At 47.3% G+C, this 16,580-nt stretch carries 9 protein-coding genes; 3 read left to right on the forward strand and 6 right to left on the reverse strand.

Going from position 1 to position 16,580, the window contains the following annotated elements; genetic code table 11:
• Window positions 1-5: 5 nt before the first annotated feature.
• The 6 genes from SMSP2_RS06825 to SMSP2_RS06850 all read right to left on the reverse strand — a co-directional run bounded on the left by SMSP2_RS06825 (window position 6) and on the right by SMSP2_RS06850 (window position 10,412).
• Window positions 6-2,141: a right-handed parallel beta-helix repeat-containing protein gene (locus SMSP2_RS06825; RefSeq protein WP_146683240.1), complete on the reverse strand. Its 2,136-nt coding sequence runs from the start codon at window positions 2,139-2,141 to the stop codon at window positions 6-8.
• A gap of 52 nt (window positions 2,142-2,193) precedes the next feature.
• Window positions 2,194-3,744 carry a sulfatase family protein gene (locus SMSP2_RS06830; protein WP_146683241.1) on the reverse strand — a complete coding sequence of 517 codons (1,551 nt, stop codon included), beginning with the start codon at window positions 3,742-3,744 and terminating at the stop codon, window positions 2,194-2,196.
• A 92-nt stretch (window positions 3,745-3,836) separates the two neighbouring features.
• Window positions 3,837-5,924 (reverse strand): alpha-amylase family protein, encoded by a 2,088-nt coding sequence (locus tag SMSP2_RS06835; protein ID WP_146683242.1) that lies wholly within the window; start codon window positions 5,922-5,924, stop codon window positions 3,837-3,839.
• A 12-nt stretch (window positions 5,925-5,936) separates the two neighbouring features.
• Complete coding sequence (locus SMSP2_RS06840) at window positions 5,937-8,762, reverse strand: alpha-mannosidase (RefSeq protein ID WP_146683243.1); 2,826 nt, start codon at window positions 8,760-8,762, stop codon at window positions 5,937-5,939.
• Between the two features lie 94 nt (window positions 8,763-8,856).
• Window positions 8,857-9,582: a PEP-CTERM sorting domain-containing protein gene (locus tag SMSP2_RS06845; RefSeq protein WP_146684831.1), complete on the reverse strand. Its 726-nt coding sequence runs from the start codon at window positions 9,580-9,582 to the stop codon at window positions 8,857-8,859.
• A 95-nt stretch (window positions 9,583-9,677) separates the two neighbouring features.
• Window positions 9,678-10,412 carry a LamG-like jellyroll fold domain-containing protein gene (locus SMSP2_RS06850; RefSeq protein WP_186804907.1) on the reverse strand — a complete coding sequence of 245 codons (735 nt, stop codon included), beginning with the start codon at window positions 10,410-10,412 and terminating at the stop codon, window positions 9,678-9,680.
• Between the two features lie 311 nt (window positions 10,413-10,723).
• Between SMSP2_RS06850 and SMSP2_RS06855 the strand changes: the two genes are divergently transcribed.
• From SMSP2_RS06855 to SMSP2_RS06865, 3 genes are read left to right on the forward strand one after another with little or no spacing between them, the layout of a single operon-like run.
• A complete protein-coding gene (locus SMSP2_RS06855) occupies window positions 10,724-12,298 on the forward strand; it encodes a sodium:solute symporter family transporter (protein ID WP_146683244.1) in 1,575 nt (524 codons plus the stop codon).
• A 12-nt stretch (window positions 12,299-12,310) separates the two neighbouring features.
• Complete coding sequence (locus SMSP2_RS06860; RefSeq protein WP_222566421.1) at window positions 12,311-13,666, forward strand: alpha-L-fucosidase; 1,356 nt, start codon at window positions 12,311-12,313, stop codon at window positions 13,664-13,666.
• A 14-nt stretch (window positions 13,667-13,680) separates the two neighbouring features.
• Window positions 13,681-16,563 carry a right-handed parallel beta-helix repeat-containing protein gene (locus tag SMSP2_RS06865; protein ID WP_186804908.1) on the forward strand — a complete coding sequence of 961 codons (2,883 nt, stop codon included), beginning with the start codon at window positions 13,681-13,683 and terminating at the stop codon, window positions 16,561-16,563.
• The last annotated feature ends 17 nt before the right edge of the window (window positions 16,564-16,580 follow it).

Raw genomic sequence — 16,580 nt, forward strand, 5'->3', positions numbered from 1 at the left:
TATTATCAATTCACAGGACCGGCTTTAGTTATATCAATGGACTTAAATCCTAATTTAAACGCGGGAGAATCTTTGGTCAGGCTGAAATCTCCAGCTTCCAGGTCTGTAAAACCGGGATCTGCGATGATCGAATTACGGTCGTGGCCTCTTTGTCTCCATGCCGCCAGATTGCCGCCTTCAAACATTGTTACATCGTCTGCCTCAATACCGCCTCGAGTGTCCCAGATGACATTACTGTCAATAGTAAAGGTGTCTGTGCCTTTACCAAAGTTGGTAGTGAAATATTCTCCCTGATTAAACAAAAAGATATTTTGCTCAATAACAAATGAACCATCAACATCGAAATCACCTCGATTTCGCCGTACGACTGAAGGTTTCAGGAAATTCTCATAGAGCATAAAGTTGGCATCTTCAAACTCGCCCCATGTCTGCCCCTGAGCGCTTAGACACGGATATATGAACATGTTGTTGCGGACTATATTGTGATGCCCGTAATTCTGGTTGAAACCCCTGAGCCCGGTACGGTAACAGACGTTATTTTCAAAAAGTATATGCGCGCTGCCCTCATCGGTGTAGAGGCCGTGTCCGTTGAGTATGTCGTGTATATAGTTATTGCGGACTATTGTCCCCGGCTGATAACCCAGAGTGTATATCGCCGCTCCGTCAATGAGACGTTTCATGCAGTGGTGGATATGATTGTATTCAACTATAGTGCGTTTCTGGGTTGAGGGGTGATCGTCCCATATAAAACCGACCGTTATCCCGATATGAGGCATATCTCGTATTTCGTTATGGGCGATAAGCGTATCTTCCGTAAACGCCGTCATTACGGCTGTACTGGAGAGGTGAATCCGGCCGCAGTCCGACAGATCATTGTTGGTAATCCTATTATTTTTCGGAACATCGAGCGAATCCGCCCAGCCGTTTTCAAACCATCTCCGCGGCGGTTCGTTGGCGATTCTCCGCCAGCCTACGAGAATTCCAGTGCCGCCGATATCCTTAAGTGTGCACGAGTTGATCAATGTGTCTTTGCAGCCCGCCCCGAGGCCCATGCCGCTTGTACCGGTATGAGATAAGCCGACATTATCAAATGTACAGCCTTGAGTGTATTCACACAGTATAGCCATCAGAGGTGAATATGTTGCCTGCGAGACGTATTTGGAACCGTAGTAGCCGGCCTGTATGCCTGCATAACCGGAAAGAGGCATCTGCCACGCGGCATGTTCAAATGCCAGCCCTTCAAATTTGATGTTGCACAGGGGCTCATCATTTCTGCCCATAAGCCGCAGAAGCTGTTTTGCATACGGCGCGATCCACTGGGCATCGTTGGGGTCTTCACCGTCACGGGCCATGTAGTACAAAACGAATTCGTCCCGATCAAGGTACCATTCACCCGGCTGGTCAATAAATTCGTATGCGTGTTCTAGATACAATTTTCTGCCCGGCTGTATCGAAGTAGCCCCGTGGCCAATCCAGCCAAGCGGAGTTTGAGTTTGAATCAGTTTTTCTTTTGACGCTGATATTCTTGCTCTTGATATAGACCACAGATTAAACATTACCGCTTCCGCTTCTTTTCTGGCAAGATTATCAAAGGGCAGCTTTTCTTCAATAGTCACCCTTAGAGGATCACCGAATTCGCCGGCAGCTGAAGTTTTATCTACTGTAAGCCAGTCTCCGTCATTGGGATAGCGGGAGCGAACCTGACGGACACCGTCTTTGAAAAGCTGGCGAAACCACCACTGCTGCTCGCGCACTATCGGCAGATCAAGCGACCATATGTTACCCTGTTTCCTTTGCCAGGTGCCGCTGAGAATCTTACCGCCGCTGATGACGGGTTTGTCGCCGCTTTGAGCCTTGTAGGTAATCTTAAGATTTTCAGAACCGCTGTCATGACAGGTAAATACAACCGGCGACTCTATCTCATACCTGCCCTGAGCGATCCAGACCACTATCTCTCCCTGTGCTCCCTGTCTAATTGCCTCTCGCACGGCAAGACGTGCTCCGTCAAGACTTGCCGGCGGGCTCTCAATGGTGCCGGGGTTTTCATCGCTGCCTTCGGGCGAAATAAAATACTCTAAGGCCGCGGCGTTTAAGATTCCGCATATCACAATAAATAGAATGCCGTATTTAATATCTCTCATAACTTACAATACCTTAAAAATTTGATTATTATTAAAACTTCCTGAAAACATACTATCGTCTGACTCCATGAATCTCTTTATATCTATCACCATAGAAGTCTTTATTCTCCTGGCGCCTTTGCTGGAGCTCTTTGCGGTGTTGGCTCATGCAGCTTTGCCACTGGGCTCGATATCCTGCCATTTCGGCCCTGAACCTTTTGAGCACATCCTGGGGCACAAGATCCATAGGAACAGGCTCCTGAACTGAATCCGGAGGAGTAACTCTGCTCCATATTCTCTCATCATCATCTCTTTGGGCCCAGGCGGTATAGAACCAGTCTTTGTCCATAAGAGCCAGGCTGCCTTTAATTCCGTTGAAGCTGTATTTACGCCAGTTTTCCGGTGTCTTGCCTTCGATCACAGGCAAAAGGCTCCTTCCGTCAAATTTGAGCGAATCGGGCATTTTGCCTCCCGTTATCTCTACCATTGTAGGATAAATGTCCACATTTTCAACCAGAGCATCCGAAACTGTACCCGGCTTTATGCGCTCTGGCCAGCGGATTATAAGCGGCACGCGGATGCCGGCATCACAAGCCTCACCCTTGCCGCCGCCGGCGTATGGATGCGGGCCGTTGTCACTGGTAAGGATAACCACAGTATTTTCGGCAAGCCCTTTTTTATCAAGAACTTCGAGCAGTCTTCCTATATTGGCATCTAGACATGAGCCCATTGCCAGCCTGTTTCGGTACTGTTCTATAGGCGGATTCCAGTTGGCAAGTCCGGCCCTGCCGAGCCGTTTGCCCCTGATACGGGCTTTGCGGACATTCTCAGCGAAATCGGCACGCATCTCTTCTGTGACCGGATATTTATCAACCCATTCCTTAGGAGCCTTAAACGGCTCATGAATGGCAAAATAAGGCATCCACATCATGAACGGCTTATCGCTCTTAGAGTTGAGAAATTCTATAGCCTTGTCCGTCATTACCTCCGTATCGTAGCGGTCATCCGTGTAAGACTTCCCGTTTTCATACCAGGGTACATTGTAATGGTCATAAACCATGCCGCCGCCGGCCTGACCAAGGCGTCTTTCCTTACCATTGATAGTCTTGTCATACGGCAGACCCGCGTAATGAAACGAATAATCAAAACCCATATTTTGCGGCAGGTCAGGCAACTGGGCAGAATTCCAGTGCAGGTGGAGCTTGCCGAAAAGCCCCGTTTTGTAGCCGATATTCTGCATTGTCTGAGATACAAGAATTTCGTCGTCTTTAAACTCTCGCCCGATACCGCCCGGGTCACAGATGTTGGCATTTATTCCAGTGCGGAAACCGTATCTGCCCGACATTAACGCTGCTCTGGCAGGTGAGCAGAACGCGCAGCCCGTTGCATGGGTAAACCGCACACCTTGACTTGCCAGCCTGTCAATGTTAGGCGTCTTCATCTTCGTTCTGCCGCCGTAACAGCCCGGCTCGTCCCAGCCCAGATCATCAACCAGCATGAAGATAATATTCGGTTTTGAACCAGATTCTAAGTTTTTACTCTCGCCGGATACAGCGGAAGTTATTAAACCTGAACCGGCAATACCTGCCGCCAACGATGTTTTCAGAAAAGATCTTCTGTCCATATAATTCTCGTTACCTTGTCTATTCTACCATGATTCCAGCCCTGCATGTTCGTGTTTCCACCTGTCGTCGGGCAATTCGTCTATAAACTGCTCTATATACCCTGCTTTATTTCCAGTACTGAATGTATGTGTACTGACGGTATCAATGCCGACAGAATGCCGCCTTCACCTTCAGGGGTGTATTTCCATTGCATATTACCAGATTCAAAGAGAAGTTTTACCGATTCAGGGCGTTTGTCGAGCTTGATCTTAATTGAAACCGGACCAGATGCAGGCGGCTGCTGCGAGCCCATGATATTTTCGAAAACCGGCATACCTGATGCACGGTTAAGCATGTGCACATATCGAGCATCGCCCTTGCGGCGAAGAACAGTCTCAACTGCCGCAGGTGCTTGGATCTCATAAGAAAAGTCAGGATCGAGTTTTGCAACAACTTCAGCTGCAAACGACCGCAGCGTTGAATAGCGGCAGTTATAATAGTACGTCATTACATCGCACGGGATATAAGCTACTGCGCCCTTGCCAACCCTGTTAATCGTTGCCGCGAAGTAGTCGGTTTTGTCTTCATCAAATAGAGTTGTTGTCAGAGGAGCAAATCCCTTAGCGGTAGTGGGCTTTACCTCTCGCCAGGGGAAAATCTCAACCTCCGTCCATGCGCCGCCCTGATGCCCGTGTGAGGAGAGGGGCAAACGCTCGCCGCCGGCGGGGATATGATAACTGTGGGCATTGTTGAGAGCCACGCTTTCAACCCCGAGAAACTCACCGCCAAGAGTATCGTACATCTCGGGGCCGGTAACTATGAGTCTGCCGCCGTTGCTGACATACTTTTTAAGAGCTTCAACGGCCCTTTCACTCACATTCTCCTGTGAGGGGGCGATCACCAGTGGAAACTCCCCGATCCGGTCAATCAGGGCCCATTCGTCCATTATGTCGGTCGGTATTGAATTGTCAATCATAGCAGCGAGAGCACCTTCAAGATGCTGTGTCTTATATTCCCAGATATTATTGGACTTCTGGCTGTAGAAATCATATTCCGAATGTAGAATAACCGCGTTGGGAATTGTCTGGGTATGTTGACAGACGTCCTTACGGGCCTTGATGAACCTGCCAAGCTCGCCGATACGCTTCATGTGCCAATCGACAAGACGCCCGTCTCTATGGCCCTTGGGCTGATTGTAGATGTTGATATTTCCACCAAAGGCGATTATCTGAGATGCCTGCTGCTGCATCATTTCAAGCGGTTTCATAATCCAGGGAGCGTTTTTGTTGTAATAGAAACCCCACAGAACAATCTCCCAGGGCCTCTGGCGGGTTGACATGAAACGCGCATGGCAGGCATTGTTGGGATGAGAAAGTGTTCCGAGGTTATCGCCGCTGATATAATCAGTCGGCACCCAGGGACAGCCCGGATTCCTGAACGAATGCAGCCAGTTTGAACAGACCCTTGTATCGGGACTGAAGCTGTGGATCTCGTCGGCATAGTGAGTCACATATTCCTGAAAACTATCACGTGTGAATTCAATCCAGTCTGCCCAGCTCTCATCTTCTTTAGCTCTGGGCGGGGCCGAGTCATACCGTTTTTTATACTCAGACGAACATTTATCGCAGTAACACGGCACAACAGCCCATATTTCTCCATCAACCCAGATGGCCGAGACACCATATCGGCTTATCAGCTCTTTGGCCTGTGGTATAAGCAGTTGATCAGCATAGGGGCTTATGGGGCACATCTTGCCATTAACAGGCTCTCCGTCGGCATTGACGGCATTCCAGTCCGGAAACTTCTCGCCGGCGGCCATGTCAAATATGCCCGAATAATGCGCCTGGCAGGGGATACCCAGCTCGTTACCCGCCTTTACCCAGACATCAACCATTTCTTTTGATATCCCGGGAGCGATTGAAGCAGCCGGAGTTTTGCTGTACCAGCTTACCAGCCCTTCATGGCCCTTTGTATCTGTCTGCAGCAGGTCGCAGCCTGCCATCTTGAAAAGTTCCACAAGATATTCTACACTTATTGCAGAGCCGAAATCTTTGTCATTGGCGTTGGCGTGCATATCATACTCGTAGCCGAAATAAGTATCATCACCATACCAGTTGCCTTGCGGGACTTTGGTTTTATCATAATTTTGCGCTGCTGCCATTGCGGATAATAAAAAAATACTCATAAACAGTCTTATCATTTTTTTACCTCTTTATTCAAATATAACCTGAACCGTTACTATCTTTGCAGTACCAAAGTCTAACGAAATAGTTTTGCCGTCAGAATCAGCTTCAAGGGCGCTGAGCCGCGTTTCATTTAAATCGGTCAGCCACGCCTCATTTATTTTACGGGCAAAAGTAAGATCGGACTTCAGTGAGCTCTCAGACGGGTTATAAAGACGTACTGTGAGGCCGCCGGTGTCCTGTGATTTTTTTATGCCCGATACCTGTATAGCCGGTTCACTGATTTCAAACAGGCTCAGGCTCTCCGGCAATTCGCTGTTGTCATGCTTTGATATCTGGTAAGCTCTGGGCGGATAATTATACTTCTCAGCCTGGCCGTACACGTCCGACTCAAGCCAATCACCCTTATGAGGATATACCGCATAATTAAACGTATGCCCTCCGAGACACTGCGGCCCTTTGGCACCTGTCTCTACAGTGCCGCACCTGCCTTCCGTACATATATTGACATCCATGCAGCGAAGAAGTGTAAGATAGACTGTTCTGCTGCTGTCCTGGGTTACTTCATATTCGATCAGGTCTTTATTCAGCACCGCCAGGCCGTGTTCTCCATCTGATAAGTCAACAAAATTCTGCATAGGCAGTGTGCCCATCTGACCGTCACGAAGCCCGTTACTGCCGTAATCCCTGGCTATCGGCCTGGAATCAACGTTAAAATGTCCCATAGCCGCGGATTTTTCGGTATCTATACAGGTTGGCAGTGCAACCCTGAGCCTGTGATCCATAGCGGTATTATCCACATTAACCCTGACTTCGAGATAAGGGCTGTCCGCTTTAAGAGTCATTTCGGTCGATATCTTAATATCTACCATATCGGATGATCTTGATTGGCCATACTTGTCGTTTTTAACTGCCCTTGCCGGCAGTCTCATAACGATATCTGCAACATAAGTTGTTGCCAGCGGCCCGTCTTCTTTAAGGTAAATCGAAGCCGCTGATGTCTTTGAATAGAATATTTTATTATAAGCCGGCTCTGCCCTCTGCCAGTAATCGCCAACATCGCCGCCGTCCTCATAGAAGCCCAGACCATTGTAAATCTGGCCGGTCACCTTGCTTGCTATATTATATGTACCATCCGGGTTTATCTCAACCCTGAGGTACCGGTTTTCCATGCATAAGGGCTTTGTAGTCTGCCCCGGCTGCTCATAAACCCCGTTCCAGAATTTTGTTTTTGGATCATAGCCTTCATCAGGACCCAATTTTATTATTTTAAAGCCGCAGGCAGGAATATCACCGGTTTTAAGATACATTTTATGCCTGTCAGAATAAAAAGGCAGTGCCCTTGAATTCTCTACACACACCGGAGCCTGATGGAATGAATGGGAAACGGCTTGAACAGTCATTTCACTCCCATCAGAATCATAGGCTCTTAACCGTCTGCATCTGTTTTCCTGAGCAACATCAATCGAAACCTCAAGTATCTGCTCAAGCTTTCTTGGAACAGGATTAAACACCGCCAGAAGTATATCTTCCCCGGCGTAGCTGGAAAGGTCAACCCGCCTGAGCAGCTCACGGGCGGTCATATCGGTTACAACCTGGCTGATTTCGATTATCTGATTGAGCTTGTAGATTGTATCCTGTGCAGTTTTATCAAGGGTTACACCGTTGATCGCATCGTGGGACTGTGCGAGCAGCAAAAACATCCAGGCCTTGTCGATAAGCTGGGCCGGATACTCTAAGCCGAAACACTCAGCCAGCGAAGCAAATGATTCTGCATACCGTATAAGACTGCTTTGAGCCGCTCTGTTGAGCATTTTCAGCGGCATTCGCGTAGCCAGCGCGTTTGCCGAGAGATTATGCACAGGGCCGTCGCGAAGCTCCCCGTAAACAGTCTTAAGGTCAATGTTATTGTCTTGTATAGCCTTTTCGATCCGTGAGAAGTATGTTTTCAGATCGCTGTAAATTAGTTTTTTATCCCTGAACTCTTTATTCGCGGCTTCAACTATCATATCCACAACATCACTGGGTGCGGTGGAATCACAGCCGTTGCCCATAAAAACATCATCTGGAACAAGTGACTCGGCTGTCGTCTGCCATGCGTCTTCTATTGATTCGGCCAGGACTTCCGGATGATAAGTATTGTCAGGAATATAGGTTATTTCTGAATCGACATAAGAATCAGCGCTGTGAAAGAACCACCCGTCTCTGCCCCATCGAACGCAGGTGTTATCATCGTTATATTTATAGCCGTAAATAGCCGGCATTACCGCCGCGAAAAAGAAGTTAGCTCTTTTATCTGCACCGAGCCGGGTTGTAAAGACCTGTGTGCCGTCCGGTGATTCCCACATAAATTCACTGTTTGGAGCTCTCTTTTTGCTGACGTTCTTGGCGCAGACCACCTGGTTTATCCCAAAGCCTTTATAAATCTGAGGAAACTGGGCGGTCTGGCCCCATCCAAAGGTAGTGTAGCCTATCTTGAGACAGCTGCCTAACTTCTGGGCTTCTCGTATGCCGGTAAGCAGATTACGGACGATTGCTTCGCCGCAGAGAGGATAGAGATCAGGAAGATTGTACCACGGCCCGATCTGGAGCTGATTGCTGCTGATAAACTTTTCTACCTGCGGCCTTCGTTCGGGGCAGATTTCCAGATAATCGTGGATACTTACTACCTGCCCGTCAAAGAGAAAGCGGAATTCAGGGTTAGCTTCAAGTTTACCAAGCAGCTTCTCCATCATTATCTTCAGCCGCCATCGGGAGTTCCACTCCGGCGTGCGCCACTCTCTGTCCCAGTGTGTATGCGATATGATGTGACCCGTGGACACTTTAGTACCTTTTAAGTCTTTTTTATTATTCATATTGTAAAATCATTGTGAACATATACAAAAAAAGCCGACAGCATCAACCATGAAAGCAGCTGCCGGCTTTAATAAGCAGTTAATTAATCGAAAATCATGCTTTTCTTCTAAGCAGCCCAAGCGAGCCAAGACCAAGCAGCAGCATAGTTGCCGGCTCTGGAATAACTGTATCGGTTACCTTTACATTGCTCATAATACCAAAAAATCCAGCATTAAGAGTACCACCGGACACAAATCCGCCAAGATATGCATCATACGAGTCATTATCCAAAGTAATTGTTGTTGAAGCGTCAAGTTCGCCGTCAACGTACAGGCTTAACAGGCTCTCACTACTGTCATAAGATGCCACCACATTATGCAATGCGCCCTGTACATTAATGGTTCCAGCCAAAACGCCCCTGCTGTGGCTCTGGAAAAGCAATTTCCCGCCAGAAACCTCAAAACGTTTACCATGATATGCCCAGCTATCGGCTTCGGTTGTAGCGAATATTATCCCCCCGGAAGAAGTATGAATATCAGCAGAAATGGAAAAATCTCCAGAAAAATCGAACGGAAAACCGCCCGCAGGCCTTACTGCTTCAAATCGTTGGGTTCCGTTAAAAGAGAAACCTGTTCCATACTGAGAATGCTCATACAGCCATTGACCGGCAGTAGAACCCGTCTCAATTACCATATTGTTACCGTAACCTGAACTGTCGTAAGCAGTATCACCGCCGCCGCTGCCGCCTTCATCCAACAGCCATTGAGCTGTAACGGCTGCATGTGCGCAAACCGCGGACAGTAACATTACAACTAACACAAAGCTTCTTTTCTTTTTCATTTTTAAATCTCCAATAAAAAATTATAAAAATTTGCTTTCCTTCGAATCCACTTTAATCTCAGGAAAGTTATTTAACTGCGGTTTCGGCCACAGCATCATTTGCGTTTTTTGAAAAGAGAAAGAGCGCCAAAACCGAACAGAATTACGGTGGCCGGTTCCGGCAAAACGACATCGGATATCTGCACATTGCTTAATATTCCGGATAATGGAGCCAGAAGTTCACCGTCAGATTCGAGCCCCCCAAGATATGCATTGTATGAATCACTATACAATGTTAATGTTCCTGAAGCATCAAGTTCGCCGTCCACGTAGAGGCTTAAAAGGCTCTCACTGCTGTCATAGGTTACCATAACATTGTGCAAGGCTCCCTGAATATTAGTTGTTCCGCTCAGAGCACCTCTGCCATAGCTCTGAAAGTAAACTTTCCCGCCAAGGATTTCAAAACGTTTACCATTATATGCCCAGCTGTCTGCTGCAGATGTTGCAAAAATAATTCCCCCGGAAGACGTATGAATATCAGCAGAAATAGAGAAGTCACCAGAAAAATCGAACGGAAAACCGCCTGCAGACCTGACCGCTTCAAATCGTTGGGTTCCGTTAAAAGAGAAACCTGTTCCATATTGAGAATTTTCATACAGCCATTGACCGGCAGTAGAACCCGTCTCAATTACCATATTGTTACCGTAACCTGCACTGTCGTAAGCAGTATCACCGCCGCCGCTGCCGCCTTCATCCAACAGCCATTGAGCTGTAACGGCCGCATTGACCGCTGTACCTGCACAAACAATAACAGCTAAGGCAAAAAGACTTTTTCTTGTAACTTTTCCCATTTTTAAATCTCCAGTCTTAAGTTTATAAATGCTGATGACCCACATTAGACCATCATTAACAACAGCAAACTATACCTCTGCTGTGCAAATCACATACTTTTTTCGCATTTACAACTACCATCTTAAAAGATAAATATAACCTTTGAAAAATAATTGTCAAGATTTTTTCATTAACAATATTTATTTCCTTGAATAATCTGCACCCGAATATAGAATAACTCCAGCAAGAACAATAGAAACTTGCGTAAATACCATTCGCAGTAGTAAGAACTATGTATAATTGACAATTATTATGTTTTAAGGAACACTCAATGGAAATATCACAAGCGTTAAACTTCATAGACTTCAGTGTTATTGTCCTTTATATAATTGCACTTCTATCACTTGGTTTCTGGGTAAGTTTTAGAGACAGACACACTGACGATTTGTTTCTGGCGGGGCGATCGCTGAAATGGCCCAATATAGGCCTTTCCATATTCGGAACCAACGTCAGCCCTTCAATGATGATCAGCTCAGCCGGCGTAGCCTATGCATCCGGCATGGTGGCAAGCAACATGGAATGGCTGGCGTGGTGGTTTTTGATGCTGCTTGCTATGGTGTTCGTTCCGCATTATATGAATACAAATATCAGCACAATGCCCGAATTCCTCGAAAAAAGGTTCAGCCCTACCTGCCGGACGTATCTTTCCTGTTACACGCTATTTGCGACGATAGTACTGTGGCTTGGAGGCACTCTTTATGCCGGCGGACTGCTGTTGAGCCAGATAATGGGCTGGCCGATATGGATTTCCATTGTGTTCCTGGTGATCATAGCAACCAGCTTTACAATTACAGGCGGTTTGGCCGCCGTGGTTATCACAGACTCATTTCAATCAATTCTGATGATCCTGGCCTCTACAATCCTGACAATCATAGCTTTCGTCAAAATAGGCAGTTTTGAAAAACTTGTAACCTCTGTACCAGAGGACTACTGGACACTCCTGCGGCCGGCAGACGACCCGAAATTCCCATGGTATGCTGTGCTCCTGGGCTACCCTGTCGGCGGAATCTGGTTCTGGTGCACCGATCAGACAATAGTGCAGAGGGTATTGGGCGGTAAAAACGCCAGAGAGGGACAGCTCGGCTGCGTCTTCGCGGCGTTTTTAAAGATTATCGTGCCTTTTATCTTCTTTGTCCCCGGCATAATGTGTAAAGTGCTCCACCCGAACCTTGAAGATGCGGACAAGGCATATATGACAATGGTGACAACGTATCTGCCGCACGGAATGATTGGTCTGATTGTTTCTGTGCTTATAGCGGCACTTATAAGTACCGTTGACTCGGGGCTTAACTCCCTGAGTACGGTATTTACTCTCGATATATACTGCAAAATATTCAAGCCCGACTCTACTCAATTGCAGCGAAAGCGTATAGGACAGGTAGTGACGTTCGCCGGAGCCCTTATTGCCATTGCTGTCTCACTCTCAATAGCCAAAATTCCGGACAAGAACCTTTTCGAGAAACTGTTGAGTATTATTCAGTTCCTCTCCCCGCCTCTGGCGGCGGTCTTCATTGTCGGGGTGCTGTGGAGAGGCGCCAACAAGATCAGCGCACTGCTGACACTGATAATCGGAAGTATCGCAAGTGTGGGTATCGGCATCTGCAACCTCGCCGGCTGGCCGAGCAAAGATTTCTATCCGCATTTTATGTTCCTCTCGTTCCTTATATTCGCAGGACTTATAATTTTTATGGTTGTGATATCACTCATAACCGGCAAAGATTCAGGCCAGAGATTCCACTCACTGCGTGAAGCAATGCAGAACACCAATAAAAACACAAAAGGCATCTGGACGTGGTGGCTGATCCTTGCTATCATAATGTTCACTCTTTATCTGATATTTAATTAAAAGGAGACTACAATGTTTATGAAAACCCTGCTCTTTACAACAGCTGTATGCTTTATTTGCGGCAGCTTAGCAGTTCAGACTCCTTACGAGCCTAAATGGGAAAGCCTTGATGCCAGGCCCTGCCCTTCCTGGTACACAGATGCGAAATTCGGCATCTTCATACACTGGGGAGTTTATTCTGTACCGGCTTGGGGCCCAAAAGGCAAATACGCCGAGTGGTATTGGAGCTCAATGCAGAACAAATCAGCAGAAACATGGGCATTCCACAAGGAGATGTACGGCGAAGATTTCCAGTACCCGAATTTCGCCGCTGATTTTAAGGCCGAACTCTTTGAACCTCAGCAATGGGCAGAGCTGTTTAATCGCTCAGGGGCCAAATACGTTGTCTTAACGTCAAAGCATCACGAGGGATACTGCCTATGGCCCAGCACCCACAGTTTCGGCTGGAACTCTGTCGATCTCGGTTCAGGCCGGGACCTGCTTGGAGAGCTCACAGAAGCCGTACGCAGCCGGGGAATAAAGATGGGTTATTACTATTCACTTTACGAATGGTTTAACCCTCTATATAAAAATGACTTAAGTAAATACGTCGAAAACCATATGCTCCCTCAGCTCACTGAGCTCGTTGAAAAATATCAGCCCGCACTTATCTTTGCCGATGGTGAATGGAACCACCACAGCAGCGATTGGAAAAGCGAGAGCTTTCTTGCATGGCTCTTCAACAAGTCGTCCGTTAAAGATGAGGTGGTAGTAAACGACCGCTGGGGCAAGGACTGCCGCAGCAGACACGGCGGCTACTACACCACCGAATACGGCAAAGTTGATGTCCACGGGACTGAGCTTACTCAAGAGAAACCCTGGGAAGAATGCCGCGGCATCGGAAGCTCTTTTGGGTACAACCGCAATGAATCATTAGAGGATTACCAGAGTTCACAAGAGCTGATTCATATGCTCATAAAACTTGTAAGCAGCGGGGGTAACTTTCTGCTCAACGTCGGCCCGACCGCCGACGGCCGCATACCAGTGATAATGCAGCAGAGACTTATCGACATTGGAAAGTGGCTTGAAGTCAACGGAGAAGCAATCTACTCATCAGCCCCTGCTAAAGGCCTGAAATCAAATAACTCTATTCGTTTTACTCAAAAAGAGAATTACTTATATGCAATCTGCCTTGAATGGCCCGGCAAACAGCTGAAACTCGATAGTATAGTCTGCCCAAAAGACACAGAAATAAAACTTTTGGGCACAGAGACTGCCCTGCCCTGGCAAGAGGCCGGCAATGGAATAGTTGTTGATCTTTCATCTTTAGGGCCGAACAATCTCCCATGTGAATATGCTTATACATTCAAAATAAAACTCTCAAAATGATTAAAGAAAATATTATGAAAAGCAGAAAACTATCATCTCAGCTAATATTTGCTAAATCACTAAGCCGCGCTGCTTTACTTATATTGGTTCTTGCAGCAATTCACACCGTTCCGGCGGGAGAATGGCCGCGTTATATTGATGTATATCGCGGAAGCACGCCTAAGCTCGACGGCATCCTGTCCAAAGGTGAATATGACGACGCCTCTCTGATTACAGGAGTTGGCGGCTGGAATGAGCAGTTTGTAAGCTCTGGTGCAGCAAAGCATGCTGACTTGTCAGTTAAATGTTTCATAAAACACGACGGGGAAAACCTTTTCTTTGCGTTTGATATTACAGATGACGTTCTCTACGGCATAGAGACTGACAGGTGGGCGCCCGATGAGAATCCGGATCACGTGCATGATTTAACTAAAGCCGGTTTTCCCTGGTTCGGCGACGGCGTGGAACTGTTGATAAACGCAAGCTACACCTGGCCAAAAGAGTCGGGTAAATTTAATTACGGCGATGCCCGAAGCTGGCAGGTCGTGTGCAACCATTCAAAATCCCTGCTTGGCGGCATCGGTAAAGGCGGACTGATCCAGGGCGAGCAGAGAGACAGCCCAATTGCCTGGGAAAACCACGAAAAGTGGATCCGTTCAGGGGCAATGAAGGCTGTTACAAAAGTCAAACCTGACAAAAAGGGCTATATCGCTGAATGGATGGTCAGCCCGCAATGCCTGCAGGTTGACAAGAATAAAGAGATTTTCTGGTCACCCCAAATGGGTATAGTTAAAATGGGACTTAATATCGGTATTCAGGACCTGGATTATTATGATACCGCACCGCAGAACTGGGGCAGATTCCACCATGAATCATGGTGGGCAGGAGAGCGGGACTACCGCACCGAACCCCGCCAATGGGGAACCATGTACGTCCATCCCGACTATAAAATAACGACTGATTTTTACGTATCAGTCAAAGGCAAAGACACTTACCCGGGCACAAAGCGAAAGCCGTTCTTCTCAATCAAAAGAGCTCAACAGGCTGTTCGTGAACTGACGGCCGCCGGGCTGAAAAATAACATAACGGTTTACATAAAAGACGGCACTTACAACATTACTGAACCTTTAACATTCATAGAATCTGACGGTGGAAACATCCGTTACACTGTAACATACAAGGCATATCCGGGCCACTCTCCGCTAATCAGCGGCGGCAGAACAATATCAGACTGGCAAAGGGTCAAGGGAAATCTCTGGAAAACACACATACCGGAAGTCAAATCCGGCAAGTGGCTTTTCAGAGACCTTTTCAAGGATGGCAGGCGAATGACAATTGCCCGATACCCGAACATAGATGACTCATATCTGTACATAGTCGATATCAATGAGGAAAAAGACACCGTTGTACTTCCCAATCCTTTACCAGAAGGAGACTATTGGGACAGCGAAATAGTTGTTCTTCATCTGTGGGCAGAATCGATAGCGAAAATTAGATCACTGGAAAAGGCCAACCTGATAGCGGAAAATCCGATCGGATACATCGGCCACGGCGCACTTGATGCTCAGGTTGGACGAAAACTCTACCTGCAGAACTCGATAGAGTTTCTTGACAAGCCCCAGGAATATTTCCTCGACAGGAAAACCGGCACGCTCTTCTATATGGCCGCCAAGGGAGAAAACCCGAACCGATGCGAATTCACCGCCCCGATTGCAGATAAACTCATCGTAATCGAAGGCACCAAAAACAACCCAGTCAAGAACCTGATTATAGAAGGTATCAGTTTTGAATATACAAAATGGCTCCTCCCCGAGGAAGGCTTCAATGAAGGCCAGTCAGGCCACTGGGGAAGTGAATGGGGCAAGATTCAGTCTAAAGGTCTTCCCGCGGCGATAGAGCTCAAGTATGCCGAAGGTGTAAAATTTGACGGTTGCAGGCTCGCCCATACCGGAGCCCACGGAATCGGCCTGAAACGCGGCACCCGCGAAAACATGATTCTGGGCTGTGATATATATGACATAGCTGGAAACGGCGTAATGGTCGGCCAGAGAATGAAACCCTGCAGCAATGAAATCTGGTTCAATGTTGACTGGCAGGACCCCTCTGATGCGCCTTACAAAAACAGAATAAGCTCAAATACGATTATTAAAGCCGCACAGGTTATGCACAGCTGCGTCGGCGTTTTTGATGCCTACGCAGATGGAACGAGCATTACGCACAATCTAATCAAAGACCTGCCTTATATTGGAATATCCATAGGCTTCAACTGGGGTTACGCCCCTACTTCACAGAAGAACACCTTTGTAAGCTACAATGAGATATGCGACAATATGCAGCTTATGTTTGACGGCGCCGGCATATACACACTCGGCCTCCAGCCCGGCACCGTGATCAGCAACAACTTCATTCACGATGTTAAAAACGCTCACGGGCTTTATACCGATGAAGGCAGTCAGCTCATTCTTTTTGAAAATAACATCGTCTACGGAGTAGGGGATTGTGCATATCAGCACCATCACGGATACAACAACATCTTCAGGAACAACATCTTCGCTGATGCAAGGGTTAATTATGTCAGGCGTCTGCGGGAAGACGAAAAGCAGTCTTTCTGGCTTGACAGGAATATATTCTGGATTACCGGCGGCCGTGTATTAAACGGCAGCTGGACAAACGGGCTTTACAAATTCACTGACAACATCTACTGGATAACCCGGGGTACTTATCCGCTCCAGTTTGTGGACATGACTCACGGCTGGATAGGCGACTGGCAGAATATGGGACACGACCAGAACGGCATGTTCGCCAATCCACTGTTTAAAGACCCGCAAAACCGGGATTTCACAATGCCCGCCGATTCGCCGGCGGTGAAGGCCGGATTCAAACCAATATACCTCGAAAATGCAGGCCCTATTAAATAAGATTATTTTTGTGAAAG

Origin of the sequence: Limihaloglobus sulfuriphilus, assembly GCF_001999965.1 — a bacterium.
GTDB classification, from domain to species: Bacteria; Planctomycetota; Phycisphaerae; order Sedimentisphaerales; family Sedimentisphaeraceae; genus Limihaloglobus; species Limihaloglobus sulfuriphilus.

What these genes read in the sequence shown, in the direction of transcription:
- SMSP2_RS06835 (WP_146683242.1), bottom strand. Translation starts at nt 5,924, where the DNA reads ATGATAAGACTGTTTATGAGTATTTTTTTATTATCCGCAATGGCAGCA.
- SMSP2_RS06860 (WP_222566421.1), top strand. Translation starts at nt 12,311, where the DNA reads ATGTTTATGAAAACCCTGCTCTTTACAACAGCTGTATGCTTTATTTGC.
- SMSP2_RS06840 (WP_146683243.1), bottom strand. Translation starts at nt 8,762, where the DNA reads ATGAATAATAAAAAAGACTTAAAAGGTACTAAAGTGTCCACGGGTCAC.
- SMSP2_RS06855 (WP_146683244.1), top strand. Translation starts at nt 10,724, where the DNA reads ATGGAAATATCACAAGCGTTAAACTTCATAGACTTCAGTGTTATTGTC.
- SMSP2_RS06850 (WP_186804907.1), bottom strand. Translation starts at nt 10,412, where the DNA reads ATGGGAAAAGTTACAAGAAAAAGTCTTTTTGCCTTAGCTGTTATTGTT.
- SMSP2_RS06825 (WP_146683240.1), bottom strand. Translation starts at nt 2,141, where the DNA reads ATGAGAGATATTAAATACGGCATTCTATTTATTGTGATATGCGGAATC.
- SMSP2_RS06845 (WP_146684831.1), bottom strand. Translation starts at nt 9,582, where the DNA reads ATGAAAAAGAAAAGAAGCTTTGTGTTAGTTGTAATGTTACTGTCCGCG.
- SMSP2_RS06865 (WP_186804908.1), top strand. Translation starts at nt 13,681, where the DNA reads ATGAAAAGCAGAAAACTATCATCTCAGCTAATATTTGCTAAATCACTA.
- SMSP2_RS06830 (WP_146683241.1), bottom strand. Translation starts at nt 3,744, where the DNA reads ATGGACAGAAGATCTTTTCTGAAAACATCGTTGGCGGCAGGTATTGCC.